This is a genomic window from Gottfriedia sp. NPDC057991 (assembly GCF_042886615.1).
GTDB lineage: Bacteria > Bacillota > Bacilli > Bacillales > Bacillaceae_G > Gottfriedia.
In genome coordinates this window covers 347602-361064 of the sequence record NZ_JBHVQN010000005.1, presented here as the reverse complement: position 1 = coordinate 361064, position 13463 = coordinate 347602, and the positions used below count along the sequence as shown (strand labels likewise).

Genomic DNA, 13463 nt, shown 5'->3' with positions numbered 1-13463 from the left:
TAATATAGCTCAGATTGTACTAGCGTTTATTTAAGTATGCTTCCTTTCTTAAACATCTATTGCCCCTTAGGAGTTTTCTAAGGGGCTTTTCACTTTTTCAAATTAATTTGAATTAGAGGGTGTGATAAGTTGGATCAACTATTTATGAAATTAGAGATGGATTTTACAAAGTCATTTATCGGGCTTGAGTGTAATGTGCTTTTTCGAAATGAGGTGAAAAAACTTGTTTACTGGAATCGTTGAGGAAATAGGAACAGTAAAAAATATCGTAAAAAAAGGTAAAACTTTATTGCTAACAATTGGCGCATCAATAATTTTAGAGGATGTTCATTTAGGAGATAGCATCTCTATAAATGGAGTTTGTTTAACCGTTACGAATTTTACTAAAAATGAATTTTCTGTTGATGTCATGCCTGAAACATTTCAAGCATCTAATCTAAGTACTTTGGTTTCTGGCCAAAAAGTAAATTTAGAGCGGGCAATGGCAGCAAATAGCCGGTTTGGCGGCCATATTGTATCGGGGCATATTGATAGTACAGGTAAAATTGTATCCATCAAATCAATGGAAAATGCAGTAATCTATAAAATTAATATTCCAAGTCAGTTTGCTAAATATTGCCTTCAAAAAGGCAGTATAACGATTGATGGTACAAGTTTAACAATATTTGAAGTTGAAACTGATATTGTAACAATCTCTTTAATTCCTCATACCCGTTCACATACGATCTTAGGCAGTAAAAATGTTGGAGATGTTGTTAATATTGAGTTTGATTTATTAGGTAAGTATGTTGAAAAAATGCTTGGTATGAATGAGACGAAAAAGAGTACGGCAATAACAACTTCATTTTTATCTCAAAATGGCTATATATAAAGGAGTAAGATCATGTTCTCTAAAATAGAAGAAGCAATTGAAGACTTAAAAAATGGAAAAATTATTATTGTTTGTGATGATGAAGATCGAGAAAATGAAGGAGATTTTGTTGTAATCGGAGAATTTGCAACTCCTAAAAATATCAATTTTATGGCCACTCATGGTCGCGGGTTAATTTGTGCACCTGTTTCTGAAGAGATAGCCAAAAAACTAGATTTATATGAAATGGTAGCAAAAAACACAGATTCTCATGGTACTGCCTTTACTGTAAGTATTGATCATATCGACTCTACTACTGGTATCTCAGCATTTGAGCGTTCACATACTGTTTTACAAATGTTAAATGATAAATCAACTGGAGCAGATTTTAGAAGACCTGGGCATATGTTTCCTTTAGTCGCTAAAAACGGAGGAGTTATTGAGAGACCTGGTCACACTGAAGCGGCAGTGGATTTAGCTCGAATGGCTGGATCGAAAGAAGTTGGTGTCATTTGTGAGATTATGAATGACGATGGAACGATGGCAAGAGTACCGGATCTAATTCAAATCGCAAATAAATTTAATTTAAAAATGATTACAATTAAAGATTTAATTCATTATAGACAAGAAACTGAACAACTTGTAAAAAGAGAAGTTGAAATTAAATTACCAACAGATTTTGGTGATTTTAAGATGATTGGTTATACAAACAAGATCGATGGTAAAGAGCATATTGCGATCGTAAAAGGTAAAGTTGACGATGGTGAACCGGTACTTGTACGTATTCATTCGGAATGTTTAACAGGTGATGTATTTGGCTCTTGTCGTTGTGATTGTGGACCTCAGTTGCAATCAACATTATCGATGATTGAAGAAGCAGGCAAAGGTGTAATTGTTTATATGCGACAAGAAGGCAGAGGGATTGGCTTACTTAATAAGTTAAGAGCATATAAGTTACAGGAAGAAGGCTTTGATACTGTTGAAGCAAATCTAAACTTAGGATTTGATTCAGATTTAAGAGATTATGCGATAAGTGCTCAAATTATTAAAGATTTAGGGATTGTGAGTTTAGATTTAGTAACGAATAATCCAGTTAAAATAGATGCGCTAAAATCTCACGGAATCCAGATAAATAATCGAGTGCCAATTCAAACTGAAATGAAAACAGAAAACGAAAAATATCTAATTACTAAAATCGAAAAAATGGGACATTTATTACACTATTAAAAATGGGAGAGATTAAGATGAAATTTGAAGGAAATTTAGTAGGATCTGGACTTAAAGTTGCTGTAATTGTAGGACGTTTTAATGAATTTATTACATCAAAACTACTTGGTGGTGCAGAAGATGCCCTATATCGTCATGGTGTAGAAGAATCAGACGTTGATGTTATTTGGGTACCAGGTGCATTTGAAATTCCATTAGTTGCAAAAAAACTTGCAGATTCAAAAAAATACGATGCAATCATTACGCTAGGAACAGTTATTCGTGGGGCAACTACTCATTACGATTACGTATGTAATGAAGTAGCAAAAGGTGTTGCTGCTATTACGCTACAAACTGGTATCCCTGTCATATTTGGTGTATTAACGACAGAAAATATTGAACAAGCGATTGAAAGAGCGGGCACTAAAGCTGGTAATAAAGGTTGGGATGCTGGTATTTCAGCAATTGAAATGGCTAATTTATTAAGAACTTTAAACTAAGTATATATAATAGAAGAAACTGATTAAAGAGAGGTGAATTTTCCCTCTCTTTTTTTACTTTTTTTATCAAGCGAAAGTTATTTTTTATGTCAAAAAGCAATCTGAAAGTTTGTTTAATCTACTAAATTTGTGGTAGTGTAAAATTTAGTAGAGGTTAGTTTGGAGGCAGAAATAAAATGTTATTTTTACTAATTTTAGTCATATTAGTTATCGTTATTTTAACGTTTTTAAATACATATCCTCATTTTGGGAAGAAATATTCAAAGGATCAAATGGAGTCATTTTATGCTTTAGATTATTACAAAAATGGTAAGTTTATAAACCAAGTCCCTACGAGTATGAGTATGGATTTTAAAACAAACATTTCTATGATTAGAGACTTTGTTAAGAAAAATCCGAATCGAATTCCTAGAGCTGGGATTCCAATGGAGAAAATTGATGTTTCCAGATTTCATTCAGATAGTAAAGATTCGAAAATTACTTGGTTTGGACATTCAGCATTATTAATTGAAATAGAAGGCAAAAACATTTTAGTTGATCCAATGTTTGGGAATGCACCGACCCCGTTTCCGCAATTTGGTGGTAAAAGATATAGTGGAGGTTTGCCAATTGAGATCAGTGAATTACCAAAAATAGATGCTGTCATACTATCGCATGATCATTATGACCATTTAGATTACGGTACAATAAAAAAAATCAAACAAAAAGTCGATCGATTTATTGTTCCTCTTGGCGTGGGGAGTCACTTGGTGAGCTGGGGAGTACCAAAAGAGCGTATTTCTGAACATAACTGGTGGGATGAATTTAAATTTGATCAATTAACATTAGCTTGTACGCCAGCAAGACATTTTTCAGGAAGAAATTTAACAGATCGTAACAGTACATTGTGGTGTTCGTGGGTCATTATTAGTGAGCAAACGAAAATTTATTTTAGTGGAGATAGCGGTTATGCACCTCATTTTAAGGAAATAGGGGGAAAATATGGACCGTTTGATATAGCATTAATGGAATGTGGTCAATATGATAAACGATGGTCTGCAATTCATATGCTGCCAGAAGAAACTGTTAAAGCGTTTATTGATGTAAAAGGGGAAGTTCTTGTACCAATTCACTTTGGTGCTTTTACATTAGCATTTCATGACTGGAATGACCCAATTGAACGTGCTGTGAAGGCTGCTAAAGAAAATGAGGTAAAGTATTCCACACCTAAAATTGGTGAAACAATTAATATAAGTACAGGTGAATATCCTAATTCAATTTGGTGGAAGTAGTTTATTTATTTGAAAAAAAAAGCAGGATTCTACCTTTTATTATTGAATAATTAAAAAATCAATTTTTAGGGAAGTGATGTTGGTGGAAGCATTAAAAGAAAGTGCACAAATCGTACAAGATTTAATTTTTGAGTTAGGTTATTCAAATAAAGTGATTGAATTACCAAATAGTGCAAGAACTGCTAAGGAAGCAGCGGAAGCATTAAATTGTGAAGTGGCTCAAATAGCAAAGTCGATTATATTTAAATTAGAAAGCTCAAATAGCGCTGTACTAGTAGTAGCAAGCGGAATAAACCGTGTAAATGAAAAACAAATTGAGAAAATACTAAATGATCAACTAGGTAAAGCAGATGCTGACTTTGTACGTGAACAAACAGGGTTCGTAATTGGAGGAGTTTCACCAATTGGGCATAAAAAACAAGTAATTACATTTATTGATGAGGATCTATTACAGTATAAAGAAGTATGGGCTGCTGCTGGCCATCCAAAAGCAATTTTTCAATTAACACCAAATGAATTGATTGAAATGACAAAAGGTAAAGTTGCGAAAATTAAATAATAGAATGCACCGACTATAATTTATTTAGGCACATTCAAGTGTAATAAATCAGTTTTTGATTTACTATACTTAAATGTGTCTATTTGTACTGGGAATTTTTACCTTAAATTTGTCAGATTAAATTCAAGGGAAAGTGAGATGAAAGAGCAAATGTTCAACTTTATTTGTACGACTTGTGGCGTTCAATATAACGAGTCTATTGATCCTCCTGAGTACTGCACAATTTGTTCTGAAGAAAGACAATACATCAATCCGAGTGGTCAAAGTTGGACAACATTACAATCAATGAAAGACCAAAACTATCAAAATATTATTCGTTTTGAAGAAGAAAATTTGTATAGTATCGTTATTAGTCCTAAGTTTGGGATTGGTCAAACTGCTTATCTCATTAAGAATGATGGATTTAATATATTATGGGATTGTGTCTCTTATATAGATGAGAAGACGATTGAAGAAATTAAGCGGTTAGGTGGAATCAATGCGATTGCTCTATCACATCCACACTATTACTCTAGTCAAATCGAATGGGCTGAAAAATTTGATGTACCTGTATACATACATGAAGATGATCAAGAGTGGGTTACGAGAAAAAGTGATAGAATTATTTTTTGGTCCGGCGAAATGTTAGAGCTTAACAAAGGAATTGATATTCATCGATTAGGCGGGCACTTTAAAGGTGGAGCAGTATTAGAATGGAAAGCTGGAAATGAACAAAAAGGAATACTGTTAACTGGAGATATTATTCAAGTAGTTGCAGATCCAAATTGGGTAAGTTTTATGTACAGTTATCCTAATTTAATTCCATTACCAGCAAAAAAAGTAAAAGAGATATCGTTAGCTGTAGAGAAGTTAACGTTTGATAGAATTTATAATGCATTTCATGGGATTGTAAAAGAGAATGCAAAGCTTGTTGTCTATAATTCTGCTAAAAGATATATTGAAGCATTGGACGGGAAACTATTTGATACTTAATATACTAGAAAGGGACCAAACTACTTTTATATTTAGTTGAACAGGTAATATACCTGAAACTGAAATTAAAGGGACCACACGTGTCTAATATGTGTGGTCCGTTTTAGTATAATTATTGTTTTATTTGAACTGAAAAAATATTGTCTGATTAGACAATATTTAGAAAATCTTGTACGACTAATGCATCAGTTAGTTGTATTAGAAAACTAATAATAATTAATCATTTAGGATTAATCATTTTACTTATTTATAGTTATAGTAGTTAAATCCACATTTAACAACCATTTATCTATCGCTGACTTAGGATAATAAAACTTTTCTCCGATTTTTATATATGGAAGTCCGCTCGTAGTATCAACATCATCAGGTAACTCAGTTAACTTTTGAATTGCCTCCTTACTTATACCTAGATAATTAACTAATTCTGACTGTGTTAGTAGTTGATGCTGCTGAACAGACTGTATCCTCGAAACATTTGCTTTAACGCCTAATCCACTGGATATTACCCAACTTCCAATTACAATGCATAAACCTAAGAAAAATATTGATAGTGCTACTAAGTTATTTTTCATATTTCAGCCCCTACTTATAAAAATCCAACAACATAATAGATATCATTCGACATTATTTACAGAAATCCTTGTTCAACTAAACTGCCATTATGTTGAATAAGAAAAAGCGATCTTCTATTGAAGAATCGCACCCGTTAGTTTAAGAAGATTTTTTTTCTTCTTTCTTCCGTTTCCTCCTGTAGAAAAAACGCCATATATAAAAGATAGCCAAAAACGCCCAAAAAAGAATCCACTGATAATAATTTCGTTCACTATAATATATAATGATGATTCCTATAATAAACGTTGGTACAGCCAAATAAACCCACATTCTGTCTTCCTTGTTTTTAAACATATGATTCCACCCCTCGTTTATAACTTTCTTAAACTAACCTGCCATTTTGTTGAATAAAAAATGAGCTGATCGCAGCTCCAAAATGTTATCAAACTAACGCACTGCGTTAGTTGAACAAGGAAAAAAGGATCTTCAATTTTTGAAAATCCTTTTTATCATTCCGATATTCATTTTTGGGTTAATTTGATAATTAATAACCTTGATGTAACTTAGAAAATCGAACATCATTGATTTGTTCTTTCGCTGAACGTGTTGCAGCAGCAATTTCATTAAGCATACTGTTCTCTGTGATGTTTTTCCAATCGTTATTACTTTCACTATAATAACAATATGTAATTCCTCTAGAAGACGAAATGACTGCCCCAAGACCTTTTTCGTCAAAATATGCTTTCATATCTTCTGCTTTACCACCTTGTACACCTAACCCTGGTACTAGAAAAATTGAATGGGGCATTAATTGTCTTATTTTCATTGCTTCTTCAGGATAAGTTGCACCTACAACTGCACCTATGAAAGAGTAGTTATTCTCTCCAACTGTTTTTAATGCTAATTTATTAATCTCTTTTGCCATGTTTGTATATAGTATTTCGCCATTCTCAAGTTTCAGATCTTGAATTTCAAATGATGAAGGGTTCGATGTTTTAATTAATAAAAAGATTCCTTTTCCATATTTATTAGCCGTTTCAATAAATGGCATATATCCATCACTTCCTAGAAAAGGATTAACGGTTACCATATCACCACTTAACTTACTTGTTCCTAAAAATGCTTCAGCATACGCCTTTGATGTTGAGCCGATGTCCCCTCTTTTAGCATCTTGAATTACAATAAGATTTTTTAAACGTGCATACTCAATTGTTTTTTCTAATACTTCAATACCTAAACTACCATACACTTCGTAATAAGCTAATTGTGGTTTTACTGCTACGACATGTTCATGTACAGCATCTATTACTAGTTTATTAAATTTTAGAATAGCACGACAAACCTTTTCATTTGTTGCATCAGATTCTAATAAAAAATACGGAAAATACTTAGGATTAGGATCCAATCCAACCACTAAAGCTGTTTCTTTCTTTTGAATGTGTTCTATTAATAAATCCGCAAAATTTTTCATACAATTTTTCTCCTTAATAATTTAACTAACACTATTATACTACAAGTAATTTTTTCCAAATTGAAAATTTAGAATTTTTCACCAGTATTAAATTAACAAGGAAACTCAATATATGTTTATCATTCCTTATTCCACTAAACTGCCATTATGTTGAATAAGCATATCGATAACCTGATTGATCAAAGCCGATTTTTATAATTTCACAAAGTAATCAGTAAGCTTTTAAAAAATAAAAAAAAGCATTATTAACAATATTTTAATTTTAAAATTTAAAAAAAGTTTATTAAAGAATAGAATGAGCCATAAAAAGGTTAAAAATCACGTTAATTTTATTGAGAAATATGTTGGATTTTGTTGAAATTTTTCATCCGTAGAATAAATGCTTATAAAACAAGACTTGGAATAACACATTTGATTAAAAACTGAATATTCATGATAATTTAAGTGAGATAAATGAACTGAAATTGTTCATTTTAAATGATTAATTACAATTGGTTTTATCAGAAAAATAAAAATATTGTAATTGATTGTATTAGCTATTTTGTTGAAATCGAACTGGAGGAAGAAAGATGGGGGAAAACAGAGAAAAGGGTAAATTTCTTAAAGGTTTTACAGTGTTAGCTTTAACATCTAGTTTTATTTTAGGTTCTCTTGCACATGTATCAAATGCGGCTAGTCCAAGTAAAGCAGAAGACATTCTTGCTAACCTAACTGCACAGCAAAGATCGGCTCTTAAGCAGCTTTCAAGTAATGAAGAATCAGGACTTCAAATTTCTTCTGATATTAAATTGGATTCTACAAAACAAACAAGTGTCATTGTCGAGTTTATGAACCAACCTGTTAAAGTTGCTCAAATTGAAGCGAGTGTGGAAGGGAAAACGTTAACTAAATCAGATGCTGAAACATTAATCGACCAAGACCATGATACTTTTACGAAAGATGTTGGACAAGTTTTAACTAGTGGTAGAAGTAAAAAGGTAGATTATAAAATTAATCGTTCATATAAACATGCATTTAATGGCGTTTCGATGACATTACCAGCAAATCAAATTAAGAATCTACTAAAATCAAAAGCTGTTAAAAAAGTTTGGAGTAACGAAACGTTTTCAATTGAACCACCAAAAGAAAATGATCAACTAAAAGCAGATGAAGCGAATGTTGGAAACTATACACCATATGATGCTTTAGATCGTTTACATAATGAAGGATTTACAGGTAAAGGAATTAAAGTCGGAATCTTAGATACGGGGATGGATTATAACCATCCAGACTTAAAGGATGCTTATAAAGGCGGATATGATTTCGTTGATAACGATCATGATCCAATGGAAACGACTTACGCTGATTGGAAAAAATCTGGTAAGCCTGAAATTAGTAATTCAGAAGCTTATTACACTGAACATGGTACACATGTTGCAGGTATCATTGGTGGTCGTGGCAAAGCAAATAGTGATTATAAAACGTTAGGGGCAGCACCAGAATCGGATTTATACGCTTACCGTGTACTTGGACCATATGGAAGTGGAACAACTGATGCTATTCTTGCAGGGATCGACTGTGCAGTTCAAGACGATATGGACGTTATTAATATGTCTCTTGGAGCAACTTTAAATGATCCAATGAATGTAACTTCAATCGCAGTTAACAATGCAGTTTTAAGTGGTGTGACAACTGTAGTTGCAGCAGGAAATACAGGTGATCAAATGTATACCCTTGGTTCACCTGGAGCTGCGGCATTAGCATTAACGGTGGGCGCGTCTTCAATTGCATTAGACGTATACCAATACGCTGGAGTAAATAATGGTAAAAACTATTCAGTAAGACAATTAGCACAAAATTATACAGATGATATGACATCGTTAAAAGGAAAAACATATCAGTTAGTTGATGCTGGTTTAGGAAATCCTGCTGATTTTACTGGTAAAGATGTAAAAGGAAAAATCGTATTTATTAAACGTGGGACGATTGCGATTATTGATAAAATAAAAAATGCAAAAGCAAACGGGGCAATTGGCGTATTAATGTATAACGACGAAACAAATAAAGCTGAAGGTGCAATCCAATCTTTCCTTGGTGAATCAGTTGATGCAATTCCGGCATTCTCTGTTTCAAATGACGACGGTTTAGCTATTTCAGCGGCAATCAAAGCTGGTGCATCAGATTTCAATTTTGGAGATTTTAGCAAAGTACAAACTGCATCAGATGAATTAGCGACATTTAGTTCAAGAGGTCCATCTCGCAGGAACTATGATATTAAACCAGAAGTAACTGCTCCAGGTGTATCCATTCTTTCATCTGTACCATTTTATGAAAATAATAAAACAGCTGATGGATCAAAACCTGAAGATTATAAATATGCTTATGCGCGCTTATCTGGGACTTCAATGGCAACACCCTATGTAGCAGGGGTTTCAGCATTATTACTTCAATCAAATAAAGATTTACAACCAGAAGACATTAAATCAATCTTAATGAACACAGCTGATTCATTATCAAAAGCGTATAGCGTTTTTGAAGTAGGTAGTGGACGAGTAGATGCATATGAAGCAATTCACTCTAATGTAGAATTAGAAGTAGTGGACCAAACATCTACGATAATTGATGGAAAAGAAAAATCAATTAAGGAATTAACTGGTGGTATTAGTTTCGGGTCTTATGGATTCGATGATCAAGATGTTACAGATTCTCGTAATATTACATTAAAAAATCGTAGTGAAAAAGTGAAAACATTTAATGTAGATGTAAATTTCCAAACTGGATTAAGAGGATCTAAAGATGCAGCTAAAAATAATGTAACATTAACTGGTCCTAGTTCTGTAAAATTAAATGGAATTAGTCAAAAGAATATAAAATTTAACTTAAACATTCCAAAATCTGCAGAAAAAGGAACATACGAAGGCTATATTACATTTACAAATACAGTAGATTCAACGGAAACGTTTCAAATTCCATTTGGTGGACGTTTTGTTGATGAAGGAATAGATACCTTTAAGATTAACAATCCAATGTTTGGTACTAATACGGACTGGCCAGAAAATGCGAATCCGTATTTAAGCTTTACATACTCATTAAAATCACATATGAAAACATTAGATGTAGTACTACAAGATGCTGAAACTGGTGAGGATCTAGGGTTAGTAGGTTCATTTGTACCAATCACATTAAATGAAAACCAAAATTATACGAATGGTAGAGGGTTTAATTCGATTTACTATCCATTTACTGGAGATGCGAAAAATCCAATTAGTAGCGAACCGATTAATGCAATAGCGGGTAAATATCGATTAAAAATGATTGGAACAAATGAAAAAGGTAAAGTATTTACTAAGACAGCTGATTTCTTTTTTGAAGCTGGTGTGCCAACTATGACGACTACCTTTGATAATTTAGATCAAAAAGTTATTGAATACAAAGATAGTCAATTTAATTCGAATGGCCAATTTTTATATGACTTTAACATTAATTTAAATGATCCTGAAACTGCTGAAGCAAGTCGTTTAGGTATTCCGGTTGATCAATCAAGCAATGCGGTTGTCTCGTTTTACGATAGTGCTTTCCCTGCAAAGCCAAAATACACAGATAAAAACGGAAACTATACTGACAAGATCTTAGTTAAAAAGCGTTCTACACCACTGCAAGTTGCGTTTTATGGATTTGATGCAGCAAGAAACTTTACTGGAAATGCATCGAATGATTTAAGAATCGTATTTGTCGATCAAAATTTTCCATACTATTACTTAAAAGCAAATAAACAAAACGTTACAACAGGTGATATTGTCAATTATAGTGTTCGTTCAAACAATGTGAAAAACTTAAAAACAACTAAAATCAATTTAAAAGTTGATCCAAATCTTGCGAGAATTCAAAATGTCGTAGTAAATGATGCAGTAAAACAGTATGGAGATGCGCAAGTTACAGTGTCTTCAGTACCAGCTGCAGCTGGTACACTTCTTTATACATTTACGTTTACCTATACAGGAACGAAAGCTTTACCAGAGGAATTAAAACTATTTAATTTCGATTTGAAAACAGCAGAAAAGTGGATTAAGGGTATGCCTTTTGATTGGTATACAATGACAGCATCAACAATTGACCAAGCAAATGTAGAGACAAGTAATGTCTACGCTTATATGGAATCTTATAAGGTTAAGCAAGCCTATTCAAGAGTAGATGGGGCATTACTATCAGAAGGATTATTTGATCCAAATACAGGGCAAATGAATTATTCCATTTATCAAAGTACAATCGGTGCAAAAGTATCAGTTACTTCATATGATGGAAAAACGACTGTCGATGCACCGATTTATAACAAAAATGGTCAATACATTGCTGAAGGCATAAAAGCTGATTCAAAACCTTATACTGTAAAAGTTGATGTGCCTGGACATTTTACAATGTATCGAAAAATGAATTTATCAGATAATGTTCGTGGTTATATTGTTGGAAAGAGAATGCTTTGGAATTTAACTCAGGCAGCTGCTGGAGATGTCAATAAAGATAACGTTATCGATATTTTAGATGCAATAGCTGTACAAACATATTGGGGTACAAATAAAGCTACAACAGACTTTAACTTTGATAAAGTAGTAGATAAAAAAGATATGGACTTTATCGTGAAAAATTTTGGATTACAAAATCCTACAGTTGATAATGCTCCAAAGCCTAAAACTACTTATAAAGGAAAGACTTTAGATAGTATTTTAAAAGATTTAGGATTCGATCAGTAATAAGAAGAGGGAAACCAAATGAGTTGGTTTCCCTTTTTCATACTTTAATTTATTTCATTGTTAAAGTTTGATTTAGTTCTTCTTTTTTTGGCTTAAACGCAGATAATGATAAAAGAACAACGGAGATTACACCAATCCAAATAATAATACTCAATGGATGACTCATGGATAATCCTTTATCAAAATAGAAGATTTCTCTTAATCCATCAGCACCAAATCGCATTGGAACCCATGAGTAAATCCAATCTTTTGAAAAAGCTGGTAATAGCTCTTTTGGCATTCCGATTAAAGAACCTGAGAAGAAGAAGATTAAGGCAAAAATACCTACACCACCAAAACCGATCCATGACATAACAGCAGAAATTAGGATATGGAAACAGAAATAAGCAATTGTTAAATATAGTGCAACATCCAAGAAGTTTGGAAGTGTGAAGCCAATCCACTTTGCCATTAATGTTATGCCGAAACCGATTAGTAAGGATAGGACTACTCCTAATAGTAATTGTTCAAAAATAACTTTTAATTTGCTTATTGAATTTGATGTTTGTGTTTTCTTTTTCGCTAAAAAGACGATAACTGCACCTATTAAGCTAGACATCCAAAGTGGTGTAATTAAGATGACAGGAGCGTTTCCATTTGCTGTATGTGTTCCGATTACATTTACATTTTCAACATTTGCCACAATCGGATTTGCTAATACTTCAGCTTGATTTACTGAAATTGAGCTCACGTTTTTCTTTAATTCGTTAAAAATTTCAGTATGAGTAGTTAGGTTAAGGTTTTCTACTAAGTGAGTCAGCATTTGACTAGCAATCGTTGATCCATTTGCATTTTTCCCTTGGTTAACTAAAATTTTAATTGTAATTGGTGATGGATTTGCTGTTTTTAATGAAGCCTGATTTTTACTTAAATCTTTTGGAAGAATAAGAGCAGCATAGTATTTTTGCTCATTTAGTCCTTTGCGCACTTTTTCTTCACTTGAAACTTGAATCCACTTAATCGCTGGTTTTTCACCATTATTCGTTTTAGATAGTTTGTTTATTTTTGAAACCATCATATCACCTATATTTACATTCCCTTTTGTAGGAACTTGGATTCCTTGATCCCCGTTTACAATCGCAATCGGAAGATTTTTAGGTGTTGGATTAACGGACGATGCCAATGTTAGACTGAAAATAATTGCAACAAGTAACACTAGTATAGGAGCTAATATAGCTTGTTTTTGTTTAAATAAGTTCATTTCAATAACCTCCTAATTCCTTTATAATAAAAACACTGAACAACGTGTTGACTATTGTTATGTGAAGATATTACAATGAGTTTTAATAAATCACAATAAGCAAATCATACAAATG

The 13463-nt window shown here is 32.6% G+C and carries 10 protein-coding genes; 7 read left to right on the top strand and 3 right to left on the bottom strand.

Features of this window, described 5'->3' with window-relative positions:
- The first annotated feature begins 223 nt into the window (after window positions 1–223).
- The 6 genes from ribE to ACFVR2_RS18200 all read left to right on the top strand — a co-directional run bounded on the left by ribE (window position 224) and on the right by ACFVR2_RS18200 (window position 5358).
- Window positions 224–871 carry a riboflavin synthase gene (ribE, locus tag ACFVR2_RS18225; protein WP_387364773.1) on the top strand — a complete coding sequence of 216 codons (648 nt, stop codon included), beginning with the start codon at window positions 224–226 and terminating at the stop codon, window positions 869–871.
- A gap of 12 nt (window positions 872–883) precedes the next feature.
- On the top strand, window positions 884–2077 hold the full coding sequence (locus ACFVR2_RS18220; RefSeq protein WP_387364770.1) for a bifunctional 3,4-dihydroxy-2-butanone-4-phosphate synthase/GTP cyclohydrolase II: 1194 nt from the start codon (window positions 884–886) through the stop codon (window positions 2075–2077).
- Between the two features lie 17 nt (window positions 2078–2094).
- Window positions 2095–2556, top strand: a complete 462-nt coding sequence (gene ribH, locus ACFVR2_RS18215) for a 6,7-dimethyl-8-ribityllumazine synthase (RefSeq protein WP_088014180.1) — start codon at window positions 2095–2097, stop codon at window positions 2554–2556.
- Between the two features lie 176 nt (window positions 2557–2732).
- The gene (locus ACFVR2_RS18210; RefSeq protein WP_387364767.1) at window positions 2733–3827 is read left to right on the top strand and encodes an MBL fold metallo-hydrolase; all 1095 of its coding nucleotides are present in this window, start codon (window positions 2733–2735) and stop codon (window positions 3825–3827) included.
- Window positions 3828–3903: 76 nt separating this feature from the next.
- Window positions 3904–4386: a YbaK/EbsC family protein gene (locus tag ACFVR2_RS18205; RefSeq protein WP_387364764.1), complete on the top strand. Its 483-nt coding sequence runs from the start codon at window positions 3904–3906 to the stop codon at window positions 4384–4386.
- A gap of 150 nt (window positions 4387–4536) precedes the next feature.
- Window positions 4537–5358: an MBL fold metallo-hydrolase gene (locus ACFVR2_RS18200; protein WP_387365083.1), complete on the top strand. Its 822-nt coding sequence runs from the start codon at window positions 4537–4539 to the stop codon at window positions 5356–5358.
- Between the two features lie 239 nt (window positions 5359–5597).
- Here the strand turns inward: ACFVR2_RS18200 and ACFVR2_RS18195 are convergent, their stop codons facing one another.
- Together ACFVR2_RS18195 and pyrF are read right to left on the bottom strand one after the other, a co-directional pair.
- Window positions 5598–5930 (bottom strand): helix-turn-helix domain-containing protein, encoded by a 333-nt coding sequence (locus ACFVR2_RS18195; protein WP_387364761.1) that lies wholly within the window; start codon window positions 5928–5930, stop codon window positions 5598–5600.
- A 524-nt stretch (window positions 5931–6454) separates the two neighbouring features.
- Entirely contained in the window at window positions 6455–7381 is a 927-nt protein-coding gene (gene pyrF / locus ACFVR2_RS18190) for an orotidine-5'-phosphate decarboxylase (RefSeq protein ID WP_387364758.1), read from the bottom strand.
- 569 nt (window positions 7382–7950) lie between these two features.
- Between pyrF and ACFVR2_RS18185 the strand changes: the two genes are divergently transcribed.
- Entirely contained in the window at window positions 7951–12108 is a 4158-nt protein-coding gene (locus ACFVR2_RS18185; protein WP_387364755.1) for a S8 family serine peptidase, read from the top strand.
- Window positions 12109–12157: 49 nt separating this feature from the next.
- Here ACFVR2_RS18185 and ACFVR2_RS18180 read toward each other — a convergent pair whose 3' ends face one another.
- Window positions 12158–13348 carry a YhgE/Pip domain-containing protein gene (locus ACFVR2_RS18180; RefSeq protein ID WP_387364752.1) on the bottom strand — a complete coding sequence of 397 codons (1191 nt, stop codon included), beginning with the start codon at window positions 13346–13348 and terminating at the stop codon, window positions 12158–12160.
- Window positions 13349–13463: the final 115 nt, after the last annotated feature.